Origin of the sequence: Vibrio sp. 1F263 (assembly GCF_041439035.1) — a bacterium.
Taxonomy (GTDB): domain Bacteria; phylum Pseudomonadota; class Gammaproteobacteria; order Enterobacterales; family Vibrionaceae; genus Vibrio; species Vibrio tasmaniensis_A.
In genome coordinates this window covers 15953-34098 of record NZ_JBGONI010000006.1, presented here as the reverse complement: position 1 = coordinate 34098, position 18146 = coordinate 15953, and the positions used below count along the sequence as shown (strand labels likewise).

The window sequence follows — 18146 nt, the reverse complement described above, 5'->3', positions numbered from 1 at the left end:
CCTTTAAATAAGACGGGGTATTTTACTTAGATTAACGCTTTCTCAAAGAACCTTTAGTTCTCGACCCACACTTTATCGCGAGAAGCATGATCTTGTGCCCAAAAATCAAGGATCTGCTTAGCAAAAGCGTTGATACTTTGACCACTTCCAACCACAACGTCTGAGATTAGCAGAGAATCCTCCGCTTCTGTAACGATAGCGCTCGCTGCTACATCACCATTTTGAGTCCCTATGTATAAGACATGTTCGTCAGATAACATAATCTGACTCAAAAACTCTAACATGTACGCCCTTTCGGTTTCATCTTGGTAAGCGCTGGCTTGGTTAAGTGAAAAAAGTACGGTCAGTTTATGGAAGTCGACTTTATGCAGTTCATCAATTTGGGAAGGTGTTTGATCTTGGGTGAGGAGTTGGTATGTCTTGGACGGGAGTTTGCTTTGATAAAGTTCTCGGCCTAGCAGGCTCTCTTTTGCGGGGTAGGCAATATCGAGTTGACTAAACAGCCATTGGTTTTTCTTCTGTACAATTTCAGGTATTTCGTTATTCATTCTTTTAGTACCTACGGTTAGTATCCCCAAATGTCACAGCTATTTGGAAGACATATATTCGACTGAGGTGCCGAGCTACAAGCACAGAGCATACAGAGCATGACCAAGGCCAACAAGTACTTTAAATGCTTCATATTTTCCATTATCCAACAACATCCTTTAAGAACTTAACGAAAAGCTCTACACTCGTATTCAAGCTTTCAATATCCTTATAGTAAACAGAACTCTATAAATAAAAAGGACTTCTTATGAAAAAAGCCTTAATAGCAGCGGGTATCATCACAATGTTGGCTGGCTGTTCGGACAACGAGGTTGGCGACGTCTCTCTTGGATTCTTCACAATGAAGGATATCAAAATGTCTTCTTTAGATGATGATAAAATCGCAGGTGTGACTTGTCATATCGCTTCAATCGAAGCAAACCTTAGCCTTTCCGATCCAAGCGATAGCTCTATTTCTTGTCGTCAAACCGGTGAAATTACATCAGAAATGATTGCTAAAATAGACAAAAGCAAATCTGGTGAAGTGGTGTTCAAACAATCAAAAAGTATCTTCTTTAAAACAATGAAGGTTCGTCGTATCTACGATGCAGAGAATCAATCGCTGCTTTACTTGTCATACACCACCAAAGAAACAGAAGGCAGTTTCAAGCATAGCCTTTCAACCGTTCCCCTATGGGGTACTGAGGCTTACGTTGATCCAGCAACACTCCTCCCAGCGGAATAGGCTCACGTAAATGCCCTCAAGCGAAAAGTAAAACGAGTCACCTGTACAGACATCGTACAGGTGATTCTAAATGTAATAAAAATGAAAGAATCAGAAACAAAATGTGATATCATTCGGCAAAATTTTTTCACTGTATTTTTCATATGAAGTTTCCTGGACAGCGTAAATCTAAACACTACTTTCCAACTCACGCACGTGATCCGTTGGTCAACCAAATGCAACAAACGCCTAAGCTTCACCGCGCAACAATTGTCGGTGTTGGTCAAACGATTGTTGATATCGAAGCCCGTGTTGATAACGCGTTCCTTGAAAAATATGAGCTGAGTAAAGGTCACTCACTGGTATTGGAAGAGAGTAAAGCAGATGCGCTGTACGAAGAGTTAGTTGAGCGCGGTTTGATCACGCATCAATACCCTGGCGATACTATCGGCAACACACTGCACAACTATTCCGTACTTGCAGACAGTAAATCTGTATTGCTCGGCGTTATGTCTAAGAAGATTGAAGTTGGCTCATTTGGTTATCGTTACCTTTGCCGCACTTCTTCTCGTATGAATCTAAATCACCTTCAAACGGTTGATGGTCCTATTGGTCGTTGCTACACGCTTATTTCTGAAGATGGTGAACGTACGTTTGCAATCAACGAAGGCCACATGAACCAACTGCTTCCTGAAAGCGTTCCTGAAAAAGTGTTCGAGAAAGCATCAGCATTGGTTGTGTCGTCATACCTAATGCGCGGCAAACCTGAAGATCCGATGCCAAAAGCGGTACAAAAAGCGATTGAATACGCGAAAGCGCACAATGTGCCAGTTGTACTAACACTTGGTACTAAGTACGTGATCGAAGGTAATGCGGAATGGTGGCAAGAATATCTGAAAGAAAACGTAACCATCGTCGCGATGAACGAAGACGAAGGTGAAGCGTTAACGGGTGAAAAAGATCCGCTTCTAGCTGCTAACAAAGCACTTGAGTGGGTTGACCTCGTTCTCTGTACTGCAGGCCCTATCGGTTTATACATGGCTGGCTACACTGACGAGCCTGCGAAACGCGAAACCACTCTGCCATTATTACCGGGTAACATTCCTGAGTTCAATAAATTCGAGTTCAGCCGTGCTATGCGTAAGCAAGACTGTCAAGATCCGGTAAAAGTCTACTCTCACATTGGCCCTTATCTTGGTGGCCCGCGCGAAATTAAAAACACCAATGGTGCTGGTGATGGTGCACTTTCTGCACTTTTACACGACATGGCAGCAAACAGCTACCACCACGTGAATGTACCAAACTCAGAAAAGCACGAGCACTCGTGTCTAACGTATTCTTCTCTGTCTCAAATTTGTAAGTACTCAAACCGTGTAAGCTATGAAGTGTTGACTCAGCACTCTCCTCGCCTTTCTCGTGCACTACCTGAACGCGAAGATAGCTTAGAAGAAACATACTGGGATCGTTAAGCGACTCTATTAGGTAGTTAACTCTTAGAGGTTAACGCCAAGTTGGATTACCCATTCCTTGAAGGGCTGCTATATGCAGCCCTTTTTGTATTCAACACCAATATAACGGCAGCTGAAGGTAATCAGATCGAATATTTTTCTCGTTTAAGATTTGATCTCGCGCAATGACTCTTTAGATCTGTTATCTTCCAGCACATAATTGATGTGGTTTGCCTTTACTTGGCAAATTTATACAGTACTATCGCCACGCAAACGTTTACGTACCACCTTTCGGTTCTGATATAAGGATCAAATATGCTGTCTGATATTGATATTTGTCGCTCTACTCCCCTTAAAAACATCAGTGAAGTTGCCAAGCAAGCTGGCCTGCACCACAACGAACATCAGCCATTAGGGCAATACAAATCTAAAGTGTCTCTCACATCACTTGAACGCCTCGCTAGCCAACAAGATGGTAAATTAGTCGTGGTTACGGCCATCACACCGACGCCTCTTGGTGAGGGCAAAACCGTCACCACTATCGGACTAGCACAAGGTCTAGCAAAGATTAACCAATCCGCTATGGCCTGCATTCGCCAACCTTCAATGGGCCCGGTATTTGGTGTAAAAGGTGGTGCAGCCGGCGGTGGCTATTCACAAGTTGCCCCAATGGAGCAATTGAACCTTCACCTGACTGGCGACATTCATGCCGTAACAGTCGCTCATAACCTCGCATCTGCCGCTATTGACGCTCGTTTGTATCATGAGCAACGTGAAGGGTTAGAAGCCTTTGAGGCTCGCTCAGGCTTAAAAGCTCTGGATATCGACCCACGCAGAATCGTGTGGCGACGTGTACTTGACCACAATGACCGCGCACTGCGTATGATCACGGTTGGCAAGAACGAAGCAGACAAAACAATTAATGGCTTTGAGCGCGAGGATGGCTTTGACATCTCAGCCGCTTCAGAGCTGATGGCTATTCTTGCTCTCACTGATGACCTCCAAGATTTAAGAAAGCGTATCGGACGAGTGGTACTCGCATACAACAACCAAGGCTTGCCATTAACTGCAGATGACTTCAACGTAGCAGGTGCTATGACAGTCACAATGAAAGACTCCATAGAGCCAACATTGATGCAAACCCTTGAAGGGGTTCCTACCCTAATCCACGCGGGGCCATTCGCTAACATCGCACACGGTAACTCTTCTATTATTGCCGATAAGGTTGCGTTAAAGCTAAGTGACTTTGTCGTGACGGAAGGTGGCTTCGGCTCAGATATGGGTTTTGAGAAAGCATGTAACATCAAAGTGAAAGCATCGAAAAAAAATCCAGATTGTGCTGTTATTGTCGCAACATTACGTGGTCTAAAAGCCAACTCAGGTTTATACGATTTGAGACCAGGAACTCCGCTACCAGATTCAATCTTTAATGATGACCAAGACGCGCTTATTGCAGGGTTTGAGAACCTTAAATGGCACATCAACAGCGTTAAGCAATACCAAGTGCCTACCGTTGTTGCGATCAATCGATTTCCACAAGATTCAACTCAAGAGCTCGATGCTTTGAAACAGATGATCACCGACTTCGACCCAAGCGTTAGTGTTGAAGTAAGCGAAGCATTTGGTCAGGGTGGCGAAGGGGCGACTAAATTGGCTCACGCCGTAGTAAAAGCTTGCCAAAAACAGAGTGAATTTAAGCCGTTGTATCACTCAAAGCAAAGCCTAGAAGAAAAACTGATGGCCGTCGCTGAAGTTGGCTATGGCGCAGCAAGTATCTCGCTATCTCCACTGGCTAAAAAACAACTGGCCGAATTCAAACTGCATGGCTATAACGACCTATCGGTTTGTTTAGCAAAAACACCACTATCGATCTCGACAGAAGCACACGTAAAAGGTGCACCATCTCAGTTTGACGTACCCGTTAGGGAGCTAAAACTGTGTGCTGGTGCTGGCTTTATTTACGCGCTGTGCGGCAATGTAATGACCATGCCAGGCCTACCGGATAAACCGGCTTTTATGTCGTTGGACATTGATAGCAAAGGAAACATCGTTGGCTTAAGTTAATTACGACCAGACATAGGCTAAAAATCCGCTTTATCTAGAATAACCTGTCCGTACTATGCTCCCCATTATATTTGCGGACAGGTCTCGTTTCTGATACCTAATTGCTCAATTAACACCCCAAGTGCAATAAATTTCATTAAAAACGAAATAATATGCACATCTGATTATAAGTTTTGGGTCAAGATCACATTAATAGGCCTACAAAATATATAGTATTGCGCTGATTTTTCGAGGACAGTGATGAATACGAGTATAAAAAAACTGATCAGCCAATTTCTATGTACCTTGTTTGTCCTAGGATTAGTCCCTGCTCTCTATATAAACTCTGAATTTGAACGGGTTGAAGCCCAGTATGCGCTAAACATCAAACAGTCTAATCAAAACCAAATCGAATACAGCTTCCGTCAACTCGCTATTATTGTTGAGCAAATATCAAACGCGGTTCCCTCTATTGCCGCCTCACAGACCCTACTTCGTTCCATTTCCGAGCCTTCAGTTACTAACAAACAAGCACTGCAGGATCTGTGGGTTGTATTGGCACACGGGCAACAATACTACTCTCAACTGCGTTTCCTAGATCTAGACGCTAATGAAGTATTCCGCGTCAACTATAAAGATGGCCACGCAAGTGTCACTCCAGACCACGAGTTACAAAACAAATCCTCTCGCGATTACTACAAAAAGCTACAAGAATTAGAGATTGGAGAAGTTAAAGCTACAGGCATTGATCTAGAAGTTGAAAATGGAGAGTTAGTTCGCCCCTTTTCGCCGACACTTCGCATTATGACGCCTGTCACTGTAGGGGAGCACATTATTGGCTATTTCATTGCTAACCTAAATATGCGCGAGATCTATGATCGCTTACATTACCAGATAGGTACATCAGCGACAGTTCCGGTCATCCTTAATAATACTGGTCATGTCATCATGGGTCCCGACCCTGAGGATTCATTTGGGCATGTGATTGAATCACGTTCAGACAAGACGTATGCAAAACTAGCCCCAGGCCTGTGGCAGAATATTCAAAGCGGCACCTCATCCAGCTATTTTGATGGTAAAAACTGGTATTTTCACTCTGACATCAGCCCTAAGATTAAGCAGTTTGAAGGACCAATTTATATGGTTCTTCATATTGAAGAACATCAATTTAACACTCAGTTTCAACAAGAAAATCACGCCATAGTCGTTCAGATAATCATACTCTCGATATTGATTTCAATGATATCTGCAGGTTTCGTACTGTGGAACAGAAATCATAAAAAGAACAGTATCGAAAGCCAACTCGCCAAAGCGGCAATGAACGGTATGTCTGCCCTATTAATCACAGACAAAAATAACCGAATCATAAAAGTAAACCAAGAGTTCACCCGTGTCAGTGGCTACGAGTTAGAAGATGTAAAAGGTAAACAGCCTTCATTGTTTAACGCTGGCCGATATAATGAAGAGTTCTACACTAAAATGTGGAGCGTCATTAAAGAGACAGGGATGTGGGAAGGCGAAGTGGTGAACCGACGAAAGGATGGCACCTTCATCACGGAAATTCTTCGAATACAAACCATCAAAGACTCAAAAGATGTGATTCAATTTTATGTTGCATCATTTGTTGATATCAGCAAACACAAAGAGCTCGAGAATAAATTGAGAAACCTTAGCGAAAAAGATGCACTATCTGGCTGTTGGAATAGACGAAAGTTCGACCTGGAGCTTCGTGACGAGTGTTCTCGCGTTAGTCGTTACCCTACTCGCGAGCAATCTTGCTTAGCCATATTGGATATTGACCATTTCAAACGCATTAACGATAGATTTGGACATGATTATGGCGATAAAGCCATACAAACCGTAGCACAGGTACTGCAACGTGAATGCCGAGATACCGATTTCGTGGCTCGTATTGGGGGAGAAGAGTTTGGGGTTATCTTGCCTCACACGACACCACAAGAAGCCGACTATGTGCTTAATAGGCTGAGAATCGCGATCAGTATCGAGTTCGACAACGTCGTTACAATAAGTGGCGGAATAACCAACCTAACAGGTGAACCTGCACTCAATTATAAGTGCGCCGATTTAGCTCTTTACGAAGCAAAAGCAGTAGGTAGAAACAGTGTATGTTTGTTCCTTGATAGCGAAATGAGCGAAATTGCATAGTGGGAGCCTGCATCGCACCACCGCCCCGCTAACTTATTCATTTCACTCTAGAGTCGTTCACTCAACAATCAACTTGGTGCGGGGTAGAACTCCAGCGTATTCCCTTCGACTACCAGAATGCAATCCATATTCGCAGCATGGGCTGCCTGCTTACCAAGGTGAGTATCTTCAAACACAACACACTGCTTTGGCTGTAAACCCATACCAAAACAAGCAGCTAAGAAAGTATCAGGGTTTGGTTTATGATTCTTCACATCTGTCGCTGTCACTAAGATATCCAACTTACTCAAGATATCCGTTTTATCTAACAGTTGTTCTGCGCTCTTGCGTTGACTGCCCGTTCCAACCGCAATCTTCTTGTCACCGAGATGGTCTATCAAAAGAGAATACGTACAAGGGATAATATCTCCTTTGTCTTCAATAGCTGCAAACGAAGCCATTTTAAACGTAGAAACCGCTTGTGGGTCGAGCGATAAACCGTACTTACTATTTACCTCACCAGCGATCTTATAACTCGGCATTCCACCTAAGCTATGCAGCCAAGACGCTTCGAAATAAAAGCCGAACTCTTCCGCCGTTTGTTGCCATGCTTTCACATGTGCTGGCATTGTATCGATCAACGTACCGTCCATATCAAAGATTAATCCTTCATACGCCGTTAAATCAATTTTCATCACTACTACCACTCTTTAAGAAAGTTACTGATACCATACCCAATATTCAGTATCATGACCCCATATTACTGTTCAAAATGGATGTTTATGTTACAAATATCTAACTCTGTTTCAATTCAAGACTGGGAACTCCAGCTAACCGCGATCAGAGCTCAAGGAGCCGGAGGTCAAAACGTCAATAAAGTATCGAGTGCGATACATTTACGTTTTGACATAAAGCACTCAACCCTACCCGATTTCTATAAAGAAAAACTCCTGGCACATAAAGATGGTCGTATCACTAAAGATGGTGTGATTATCATTAAAGCTCAACAGTACAGAACTCAGGAGCAAAACCGAGACGATGCTTTGGTACGTTTGAAAGAGCTGATCTTAGAAGCAACAAAAGTTCAAAAAGTGAGACGAGCAACCAAGCCAACACGCGGCTCTCAAAAAAGACGTTTAGAAAGTAAAAAGCAAAGAAGCACCACCAAACAACTTCGCGGAAGAGTAGACTAATTGTTTCATGTCCGTAGTGAGCACCTCACCATGAAACAATCATTTTAGCTCTAACTAGCTGGACAAAAGACGATACCTGACATTGTTTATTCGAAGACTGGTTCTTTGAGGCTACATATTCGCAATACTATTGATTAGAAAGTGTCTATTAGAACAAAACGCTACTTCTGTTTTTTGACCGACAAAATCAGTTTAATCAACAGCATTCGCTCTTCACTGGTTAACAAACGACTAGCAGCAGCTACATCTTCCGCTGCTGCTTCAGACGCTCCTACAACGTCGAGTACGACATCCAAGTCCGTAACTTTCAAGGTTCTCGTGATCGAACGATACTGAGACATTTTGATATCAGCCTCTCCCCGCTCAATTCGTTGATAGGTTTTCAAGCTCATCCCTGCGCTAGCCGCTAATTTTTCTTGAGACCAATTGCCTAGCTTCCTACGCTCAATCAGCGCAATGACTATAGGTTCTTGTGACATAAGCACCTCCAGAATAGACAGTTATGACCTAATTTCAGCAAGAAGCAGACCATATTGACTTAGAACAGTTTACATAAGTGATTAAAGGCATATTATTCGGCCGATAAAAACGTTACGTTTCATGGACTTTCATACTTACAACGGCGTTAACTCACGGGCAGATAAGTTTGAATTATCAAGAGCTAGGAAATAAGAAAAATTGCAAATTGCGAATAATGATAGCGTGAAATTGGAAATTGCGAATCTCTATAAATTGGCATTTCCTTGCATACAACAGGCTTTAGAATCAGAAGATACCCGTAATGAAATTGTTGCGGTACAGCAGAGATTACTGACTTACAAAGAAGTGCTGTTACACGGAAATATGCTGGAAGATAAAGAATTAAAACAGGCCTTTTCTGCATTGAACCAAAGCGAGAAAGGTGTTGTACAAGGTGGTATTCAAAATATCAACGATGCCATAAAGCAAATGGATGAAATTGTCGAAAGGTATAGCAGGAAGGCGAAAATCAATAAGCAGGCATATCGACAAGTTTGAAGCGATAGTACACCGAAATAACCAAGTCGACGCTGATGCTTTTTAGCGTCGACTTAATCTAAGACTTCTTTCATTAATGCTTAAATGAACAACCTGTCGAGGTATAGCCCTCAATCATGCTGATGAACGTCTACTTAACTTTAAATAGATTGTCTTCTTAAAATAAGTAAACCAAGCGCGAATATCGACAAGAACCCCAAAGAACCGCCGCTACTAGAGCCTGAGTTGGTGCCTGAATTAGACCCGCCCGATAGGCTTATCTTCGGCATTGACGTTTCATTTAACAAAGCAGAAGATGAATCAACGGTTTCACCATCGCTCACTCGTACGAGAACACGAGAACTCGGTGTACTTCTAACTTCAAAAGTTGCGTTTTCAGTGCCTGAAACAACTCGATCTATCCATCCTGCATAATCATAAACTTCCGTAAAAACAGACGTGTATTTTTCAGTAAGGCTTCCACATGTAGCTGGCCCGTAACTCGTAATGCCTATTTGCTGATAGCTAACCCCATCCCACCAATAGACAGGACCGCCTGAATCACCATTACAGGTCGAGTTTTTGTATCCATTGAACTGCGCTCCATCAAAACAAAGCTGTTTGTCTGTTGAATTACAGCTATTTGTAGCATCGAAGGTTAAATTCGCTTGATTTACTACATTGGTAGCAGTTCTAGAAACAGTTTTGCCTTGGTCATCAGTTATATGACTCGTCAAGCCTCGGCCAACTGCCTTAAACGTATCTTGACCACGATTCAATGCATAGACATTGTCGAATGTAGAGTTAATTGAAGAAGAGTAGTCTCGTACATTTAAGGCTGTTTTGAGTTTCAAGATAGCAATATCGTTTGGTAATACTTTCCCGTTGATGGGATCAAGATTATTACTATAGTCACTTGGATAATATATCTTTTCGACTCGTGCTGATTGGTATCCACCGTTGTTATATTTTGTTTGATCTGCCATTCCTGGAACAACCCAAGTATTAAGCATCCACGCGTAACTTTCATACACACAATGGGCAGCGGTAAGCACGAATTGTGCATCTATAATGGTTCCACCACAGTAGTTAGAAAATTTTGAACCATCATGAAAGTACAGGCTAGTAAACGTTGGATAAGTATTAGTTAGTTCTGCATCTGTTGTGGGGCTACCATTGATAATATAAGGTGAAACACCGACATTAGGAGCACTTTCGACCGAGTTTTCCGTCGCCATAACACTTGATGTGTAAATCAATGGAGCTAACAGCCCTAAAACGGCTTTACGAACCGGACTCATTGTATGGTTAACATTCATAGATAACTCCTTGTAACCCCTACTACTTATTTACAAAAATGATGAATCGTCACCATAACACGTACCACTAATATTATAGTAAGCAATTTTAATGATATAGCCATATGTCTCGTTTTAAAAAACGAACTTTCAGGTATCTGGGCTTGTAGCGATATAGAAAGTTATACGCTCTTAAAATTAGATACGTTTATAAAAATAGATACGTTCATAAAAAGGGAGACAGGCTTAAACAAAAAAGCCTACCGTTGAACTTCTCTACACAGAGAAGCAAACAGTAGGCTTTGCTTTGCTTAGCTTAGCTTAGCTCAATAGTTTCTCTTAAAATAGATTAGCCACGGTAGTAACGTTGAGGTACGAATGGCATTTTTTCTACTGTCATTGGTAGCTTCTTACCACGAACTTCAGCGAATACTTCAGTGCCAATTACTGCTAGATCAGTGCGTACATATGCCATAGAAACAGGTTTGCCTGCATTAGGCCCCGCTGTACCGCTTGTTACAACACCAATCTTGTTGTCTTCAGCATCGAACAGCTCAGCGCCTTCACGTACTGGCGCTTTAGTTTGACCAACAAGACCAACACGCTTACGTTGAACATCTTTGGTTGCGATTTGCTCAAGGATGATATCAGCGCCAGGGAAACCGCCTGCACGTTCACCGTCTGTACGACGCACTTTTTGAATGCCCCATAGAAGGCTGGCTTCTACTGGCGTTGTCGTTGTATCTAGATCGTGACCATATAGACATAGACCACACTCAAGACGAAGTGAGTCACGAGCACCAAGGCCAATCCACTCAACTTCCGCTTCTGATGTTAGCTTGCGTGCCAGTGCTTCAGCGTGATCGTTAGGAACAGAGATCTCGTAGCCATCTTCCCCCGTGTAACCACTGCGGCTCACGATGCATTCAACGCCATCGATATCGACTTTTTGAACGTCCATGAACAACATGTCTGCAACGCTAGGTTGGAAACGAGCAAGAACTTCAGACGCTTTAGGGCCTTGAAGGGCTAATAGAGCGCGGTCATCAATCACTTCCATTTCGACGTCAGCTGGAAGGTGCGCCGTTAGATGGTCGATATCTTGTGTCTTACAAGCTGCATTCACAACAACAAATAGGTGGTCGCCTAAATTAGCAACCATCAGGTCATCCATAATGCCGCCCTGATCGTTAGTAAAGAACGCATAACGCTGTTTACCAGAAGGAAGGTCGATAATATCTACAGGAACCAACGATTCTAAGACAGCAGCTGCGTTTACACCATGTAGACGAAGTTGCCCCATGTGAGAAACATCAAAAAGACCAGCAGCATCACGAGTATGTAAATGCTCTTTCTTTACACCAAGTGGGTACTGGACGGGCATATCGTAGCCAGCGAAAGGAACCATCTTTGCACCCTCTTCAACGTGAAGCGCATGCAGTGGTGTTGTTAGTAGGTCTTGATTAGCGTGTTCTTGAGTCATTTTATTCTCCATGAAGCGTTGCAGGCTGTCCAAAATCGAGTCTGCCGCTTATATCTCTATTTAGAGTCGCCTCTAACGATACTGGTTAACGTTAGAAACAGTAGATAGTAAAAAGTGATGTCCTTTATATAGGCTTATATCGTTGGCTCTATAAATTATGAATAACTGTACAAAACCCATACAACTCACTTTCTAAGAATTCACTTCAGTAAACTTCAATCAGCATGAGTAAACCATGTTCACTATAATAAACAAGCCTGCGTCAGTTTTACACCCTTAACAATAGTCAAACAGCTCAAAATGTGACATTTAACAATTTAAAAACAATTGTTCGGTACATACAAAAACGCGATATTGATGATTTTCGCATCAATATCGCGTCTATTAGCTAACGTTCAAAACAAAAGCAAACGTTTGCATCCACTATAAGAAATTCAAAACTTGTTAGCTTACTTTGCAGTGACCTACAGTTATTTTGCAGTCACCCACAGAATGAGCGCATCTTCAGCACTAGTTGAAATCAGCATATGACCCATATTCGCATCGTAATACATGCTATCGCCTTCACTCATTGGCACGGGTTCGTAGAATTCTGAGTAGAACATCACATCACCCGAGATGATCATTAAGAACTCTTCACCATCGTGGCGCACCCAATCGTTATACTCTTCAAAAGTACGAGCTCTCACCCGACTCTTAAACGGCATCATCTTCTTATTAGAGAGCTCTGTGGCAAGCAATTCGTGTTCATAAGTGGGTGTTGGGTGTGGTTTACCTTGGCCTACTTTGGTTAAATCACGACGTCCTGTAGCGACTTTTTTTCTTGGTGGCTCAAAGAGTTGCGGCATATCTATCTGCAACCCCATAGCCAATTTCTGCATCGCTTGAAAGGTCGGAGAGATCTGTTCGTTCTCTATTTTACTGAGCGTAGAACGCGCCAAGCCTGTTCTTTGGCTTGCCTCTTCTAGCGTGATCCCTAGCTTACCGCGAATGTCTTTAATGCGCTGGCCAAGCCTAAGTGGTTCAATATTCTGGTCTAACGTTTCCTTCGCCAACGTTAGAGATGGGTACTCATCATAAATGTCTTCTGACATAGGTCCCTCACTAATTTTTTACTTCCTGTCTATTAATTTCATTGTTGCATAAAGCGCTTTGTTGATTAAAGAGCACACAGAGAAATAAAGCGTGCTCCCCGTAGCAAAACAAGAAAATCTGTTTCCTATTGGAAATTTTTGTTGAAAATTGATTTTAACGGAGCTATGTTATCGACTTGTTAGATGAAGAGATGCTACTTCGGCTTGTCGCAAATGATAGATTTAACATTTGTAAGAGCTGTTTTTTACCCGATTTTTTGGGAACCAATTCGTGCTGCATTGACCCTACAACGATCGCTGAAACGCTGTAAGAGTATATTTAATACGCAATCAACGTATGTCTGTACCTATATAGCGCAAACGATACCGATGCAGAAATCAACGTAAGACCTAATGGACTATAAAAACAATCACCATTAGCTTAATGAAAGGTCTCGACAATGAACGCTTACCAAAACCACAGCTTAGACAGTTTTTTCTCTACGAACCTATCAGGTACTGACGACGCCGTATTTGCTGGAATCCAAGCAGAGAACACTCGTCAAAACGAACAAATCGAACTTATTGCTTCTGAGAACATCGTTTCTAAAGCAGTAATGCAAGCTCAAGGCACTTGCCTAACCAACAAATACGCAGAAGGCTACCCAGGCCGTCGCTACTACGGTGGTTGTGAGCACGTAGATACCGTTGAAGCTATCGCAATTGAACGTGCTAAACAGCTGTTTAAATGTGAATACGTAAACGTGCAGCCTCACTCTGGCGCTCAAGCAAACGGTGCAGTAAAACTTGCCCTACTTCAACCCGGCGATACAATCCTTGGTATGTCTTTAGATGCTGGTGGTCACCTCACACACGGTGCACGTCCTGCAATGTCTGGTAAGTGGTTCAACGCAGTTCAATATGGCGTAGACCGTGACACACTTGAAATCGATTACGAAGCAGTTCGCGCTTTAGCTGTCGAAAGCCAACCTAAAATGATTATTGCAGGTGGTAGTGCTATCCCACGCGTTATTGATTTCGCTAAGTTCCGCGAAATTGCTGACGAAGTTGGCGCTATCCTAATGGTCGATATGGCACACATCGCGGGTCTTATCGCGACAGGTGCTCACCCTAGCCCACTACCACACGCACACGTTGTTACCACAACAACGCACAAAACACTTCGTGGCCCACGCGGCGGCATGATTCTTACGAACCACGAAGACATCAACAAAAAGATCAACTCTGCAGTGTTCCCTGGCCTTCAAGGCGGCCCACTAATGCACGTTATCGCGGCTAAAGCAGTGGCGTTTGGCGAAGCACTTGGCCCTGAATTTAATACTTATATTGATTCAGTGATCGACAACGCAAAAGTTCTTGCTGAAGTGTTGCAAACTCGCGGTTGTGACATTGTGACTGGCGGTACAGACACACATCTAATGTTGGTTGACCTTCGCCCTAAAGGCTTGAAAGGTAACGTAACTGAAGAAGCATTAGAGCGTGCAGGGATCACATGTAACAAAAATGGCATACCATTCGATACAGAGAAGCCTATGATTACTTCTGGTATCCGTTTAGGCACGCCAGCTGGAACCAGTCGTGGTTTTGGCACTGAAGAATTCAAACTTATCGGTGAATGGATCGGCGATGTACTTGATGGCTTAGTTGAAAGCCCTGAAGGCAATGCTGAAGTTGAGCAACGTGTTCGCAAGCAAGTTAAAGAGCTTTGCAAGCGCTTCCCTCTTTACCGTTAAACCAATTTTAAGATTTAAATTAAAACCTCATAAATTTTTGGAGAATAAGCAATGGACAATACACTAAAGTTTGCAGACAGCCACGAGTGGGTAAAAGACAACGGTGACGGTACTGTAACTATTGGTATTTCTGAGCACGCTCAAGAGCTACTAGGTGACGTTGTGTTTGTTGACCTGCCAGACACTGAAGACGAAATTGAAGCTGGCGAAAGCTTCTCTCTGGTTGAATCAGTGAAAGCAGCTTCTGATATCTACGCACCAATCTCTGGCGAAATTGTAGAAATCAACGAAGAATTAGAAGATAGCCCAGAGCTAATCAACGAAGAACCTTATGAAGGTGGTTGGATTGTTAAAGTGAAGATGTCTGATGCGTCTGAACTAAACAACCTTAAAGATGCGGAAGAATACCTAAGCTCTGTAGAAGAAGACTAATAGGTAACCTCATTACGATAAAGCTGCTCTTTGGAGCAGCTTAATTTTAGGGGCTAGCTCACGGCTCCAGAGAGAAAGTAGAACATATCATGACTGAATTACTTCAAAGCCAATTACTGAAAGACTTGGGTACGCAAAACGAGTTTGTTGCTCGTCATAACGGCCCTAATAAAGCAGACCAGCAAAAAATGCTTGAAGCGATCAACGCGACTAGCCTAGACGAACTGATCGACGAAACGGTTCCTGCACAAATCCGTCTTGAAAAACCAATGACACTTGCTGCGCCACTGAGCGAAATGGACATGCTGACCTCTCTTAAAGAGATCGCTAACCTAAACCAAGTGAAACGTACTTTCATTGGCCAAGGCTACTACAACACATTCACTCCAAACGTTATTCTACGTAACGTTTTAGAGAATCCAGGCTGGTACACAGCTTACACCCCATACCAACCAGAGATTTCTCAAGGTCGTCTTGAAGCTCTACTGAATTACCAACAAATGGTAATGGACTTAACTGGTATGGAAATCGCGAACGCGTCTCTTCTTGATGAAGCGACAGCGGCTGGCGAAGCCATGACACTGTGTAAGCGTGCTGGTAAAAGCAAGAGCAAAGTATTCTTCGTTGCCGACGATGTTCATCCTCAAACACTAGAAGTTGTTAAAACTCGTGCTGAGTACATCGGTTTTGAAGTAATGGTTGGTGCTCTTGAAACACTTCCAGAGCAAGACGTATTTGGTGCGCTTCTTCAATACCCAAGTACAACGGGTGAAGTTCGTGACCTAACAGACATCATTGCGAAAGCTCAAGCTAACAAAACACTGGTTACAGTGGCTACTGACCTACTTGCTTCCGCTCTACTTAAGCCTGCGGGCGAAATGGGCGCAGACGTAGTCATCGGTTCAGCGCAACGTTTCGGCGTTCCTATGGGTTACGGTGGTCCACACGCTGCATTCATGGGTACTCGTGAAAAACATAAGCGTACAATGCCAGGTCGTGTAATCGGTGTATCTATCGATACTCACGGTAACCAAGCGCTACGTATGGCAATGCAAACTCGTGAGCAACACATCCGCCGCGAGAAAGCGACATCGAACATCTGTACAGCTCAAGCACTTTTAGCAAACATGGCGTCTTTCTACGCGGTTTACCACGGTGCAGAAGGCCTACGTACTATTGCTCGTCGTACACACCACATGACAGCTATCCTAGCGGCTGGCCTGACTAAATCGGGTTACGAACTAACGAACAACAGCTTCTTTGATACCATCACGATCAACTCTGAAGAGAAGACAAATGCACTGTACGCGAAAGCGCAAGCAGCAGACATCAACCTTCGCCTTCTTAAGGGTAAAATCGGTATCAGCTTAGACGAAACAACAACGATCGACGACGTGAATGCACTATTCGCAATCTTCGACGTGAAAGAAGACGTTCAAGCACTATCTTCTGACATTGCATCAAATGAGTTTGCAGCAATTCCAGAAAACTGCCGTCGTGAATCAGAGTTCCTAACTCACCCAGTATTCAACACGCACCACAGCGAAACGCAAATGATGCGTTACCTAAAACAGCTTGAGAACAAAGACTTCTCACTAACGCACGGCATGATCCCACTGGGCAGCTGTACGATGAAGCTGAACGCTGCTGCTGAGATGATTCCAGTAACATGGCCTGAGTTTGGTTCAATTCACCCATTCGCACCTCTAGAGCAAGCAGCGGGCTACACAGCGCTAGCGAAAGATCTTAAAGAGAAGCTATGTGAAATTACCGGTTACGACGATTTCTCACTACAGCCTAACTCTGGTGCATCTGGCGAATACGCAGGTCTAATCGCGATTCAACGCTACCACGCAAGCCGCGGTGAAGCTCACCGTAATGTTTGTCTGATTCCAAGCTCTGCGCACGGTACTAACCCTGCAACAGCATCTATGGTTTCAATGAAAGTAGTGGTTGTTAAGTGTGATGAAGATGGCAACATCGACATGGCAGACCTAGCAGCGAAAATCGAGAAGCACAAAGACAACCTATCAAGCATCATGATCACTTACCCTTCTACGCACGGCGTATACGAAGAGCAAGTGAAAGAAGTGTGTGAACAAGTACACGCAGCGGGCGGTCAGGTTTACCTAGACGGCGCGAACATGAACGCTCAAGTAGGTCTAACTTCACCTGGCTTCATCGGTTCAGACGTATCTCACTTGAACCTACACAAAACATTCTGTATCCCACACGGTGGTGGCGGTCCGGGTATGGGTCCTATCGGCGTTAAATCGCACCTAGCACCTTTCCTACCAGGTCACATCGAAAACGGTGTACAAGGTTCTGACTACGCGGTATCAGCGGCAGATTTAGGTAGTGCTTCAATCTTACCTATCTCTTGGGCTTACATCGCAATGATGGGCGAACCTGGCCTAACAGACGCAACGAAAGTAGCGATTCTGAACGCGAACTACGTGATGGAAAAACTACGTCCTCACTACCCTGTTCTTTACCGTGGCACTAACGGCCGCGTAGCGCACGAATGTATTATCGATATTCGTCCACTTAAGGAAGATACAGGTATCAGCGAAGAAGATATTGCTAAGCGTTTAATGGACTTCGGTTTCCACGCGCCTACTATGTCTTTCCCTGTAGCTGGCACACTAATGGTAGAGCCAACTGAATCTGAAGATTTAGAAGAGCTAGACCGTTTCTGTGAAGCGATGATCGCAATCCGTCACGAAATGGCAGCAGTGAAAGCGGGTGAATGGCCACTAGACAACAACCCTCTAGTGAACGCACCGCACACACAAGTTGACCTTTCAGGCGCAGAATGGGATCGCCCTTACTCTCGCGAACTGGCTTGCTTCCCATCGAAAGCAACCAAGAACTCGAAGTACTGGCCTACTGTTAACCGTGTAGATAACGTATACGGCGACCGTAACCTAATCTGTTCTTGCCCAAGCATCGACAACTACGAAGACTAATTCGTAGCTGATCACAGATAACTAAGTTGAAAACTGTGATAACCGAGTTGGAAATCGATA

15 protein-coding genes are annotated in these 18146 nt (G+C 43.6%); 9 read left to right on the top strand and 6 right to left on the bottom strand.

The features are described from left to right. Window positions 1-53: 53 nt before the first annotated feature. The gene (locus ACED25_RS05740; RefSeq protein ID WP_029222777.1) at window positions 54-548 is read right to left on the bottom strand and encodes a hypothetical protein; all 495 of its coding nucleotides are present in this window, start codon (window positions 546-548) and stop codon (window positions 54-56) included. Window positions 549-796: 248 nt separating this feature from the next. Between ACED25_RS05740 and ACED25_RS05735 the strand changes: the two genes are divergently transcribed. The 4 genes from ACED25_RS05735 (at window position 797) to ACED25_RS05720 (ending at window position 6909) form a co-directional block, all read left to right on the top strand. Further along, window positions 797-1273, top strand: coding sequence for a CreA family protein (locus ACED25_RS05735; RefSeq protein ID WP_017097956.1), 477 nt, complete (start codon window positions 797-799; stop codon window positions 1271-1273). Window positions 1274-1416: 143 nt separating this feature from the next. Continuing rightward, window positions 1417-2721: an inosine/guanosine kinase gene (locus ACED25_RS05730; protein WP_017097957.1), complete on the top strand. Its 1305-nt coding sequence runs from the start codon at window positions 1417-1419 to the stop codon at window positions 2719-2721. Window positions 2722-3015: 294 nt separating this feature from the next. Continuing rightward, window positions 3016-4764 (top strand): formate--tetrahydrofolate ligase, encoded by a 1749-nt coding sequence (locus ACED25_RS05725; RefSeq protein WP_371694852.1) that lies wholly within the window; start codon window positions 3016-3018, stop codon window positions 4762-4764. A 240-nt stretch (window positions 4765-5004) separates the two neighbouring features. Then, window positions 5005-6909: a diguanylate cyclase gene (locus tag ACED25_RS05720; protein ID WP_371694851.1), complete on the top strand. Its 1905-nt coding sequence runs from the start codon at window positions 5005-5007 to the stop codon at window positions 6907-6909. A 68-nt stretch (window positions 6910-6977) separates the two neighbouring features. On the opposite strand, the gene ACED25_RS05715 is transcribed toward ACED25_RS05720, so the two are convergent. Continuing rightward, window positions 6978-7583, bottom strand: a complete 606-nt coding sequence (locus ACED25_RS05715; RefSeq protein WP_009845180.1) for a beta-phosphoglucomutase family hydrolase — start codon at window positions 7581-7583, stop codon at window positions 6978-6980. A gap of 87 nt (window positions 7584-7670) precedes the next feature. Between ACED25_RS05715 and arfB the strand changes: the two genes are divergently transcribed. After that, entirely contained in the window at window positions 7671-8081 is a 411-nt protein-coding gene (arfB, locus tag ACED25_RS05710) for an alternative ribosome rescue aminoacyl-tRNA hydrolase ArfB (protein WP_012600691.1), read from the top strand. Window positions 8082-8242: 161 nt separating this feature from the next. On the opposite strand, the gene ACED25_RS05705 is transcribed toward arfB, so the two are convergent. Beyond that, window positions 8243-8560, bottom strand: coding sequence for a helix-turn-helix domain-containing protein (locus ACED25_RS05705; RefSeq protein ID WP_009845174.1), 318 nt, complete (start codon window positions 8558-8560; stop codon window positions 8243-8245). A 199-nt stretch (window positions 8561-8759) separates the two neighbouring features. Here ACED25_RS05705 and ACED25_RS05700 point away from each other — a divergent pair, with 199 nt between their 5' ends. Beyond that, window positions 8760-9098, top strand: coding sequence for a hypothetical protein (locus ACED25_RS05700; protein ID WP_009845170.1), 339 nt, complete (start codon window positions 8760-8762; stop codon window positions 9096-9098). 140 nt (window positions 9099-9238) lie between these two features. Here the strand turns inward: ACED25_RS05700 and ACED25_RS05695 are convergent, their stop codons facing one another. The 3 genes from ACED25_RS05695 to ACED25_RS05685 all read right to left on the bottom strand — a co-directional run bounded on the left by ACED25_RS05695 (window position 9239) and on the right by ACED25_RS05685 (window position 12952). Continuing rightward, entirely contained in the window at window positions 9239-10396 is a 1158-nt protein-coding gene (locus ACED25_RS05695; protein WP_017097961.1) for a trypsin-like serine protease, read from the bottom strand. A gap of 328 nt (window positions 10397-10724) precedes the next feature. Further along, the gene (gcvT, locus tag ACED25_RS05690) at window positions 10725-11858 is read right to left on the bottom strand and encodes a glycine cleavage system aminomethyltransferase GcvT (RefSeq protein WP_371694850.1); all 1134 of its coding nucleotides are present in this window, start codon (window positions 11856-11858) and stop codon (window positions 10725-10727) included. 470 nt (window positions 11859-12328) lie between these two features. Beyond that, the gene (locus tag ACED25_RS05685) at window positions 12329-12952 is read right to left on the bottom strand and encodes a helix-turn-helix domain-containing protein (RefSeq protein WP_012600696.1); all 624 of its coding nucleotides are present in this window, start codon (window positions 12950-12952) and stop codon (window positions 12329-12331) included. 440 nt (window positions 12953-13392) lie between these two features. Here ACED25_RS05685 and ACED25_RS05680 point away from each other — a divergent pair, with 440 nt between their 5' ends. The 3 genes from ACED25_RS05680 (at window position 13393) to gcvP (ending at window position 18086) form a co-directional block, all read left to right on the top strand. Then, window positions 13393-14685, top strand: coding sequence for a serine hydroxymethyltransferase (locus tag ACED25_RS05680; RefSeq protein ID WP_017097964.1), 1293 nt, complete (start codon window positions 13393-13395; stop codon window positions 14683-14685). 51 nt (window positions 14686-14736) lie between these two features. Continuing rightward, window positions 14737-15117, top strand: a complete 381-nt coding sequence (gcvH, locus tag ACED25_RS05675; RefSeq protein WP_009845137.1) for a glycine cleavage system protein GcvH — start codon at window positions 14737-14739, stop codon at window positions 15115-15117. An 89-nt stretch (window positions 15118-15206) separates the two neighbouring features. Then, window positions 15207-18086: an aminomethyl-transferring glycine dehydrogenase gene (gcvP, locus tag ACED25_RS05670; RefSeq protein WP_371694849.1), complete on the top strand. Its 2880-nt coding sequence runs from the start codon at window positions 15207-15209 to the stop codon at window positions 18084-18086. Window positions 18087-18146: the final 60 nt, after the last annotated feature.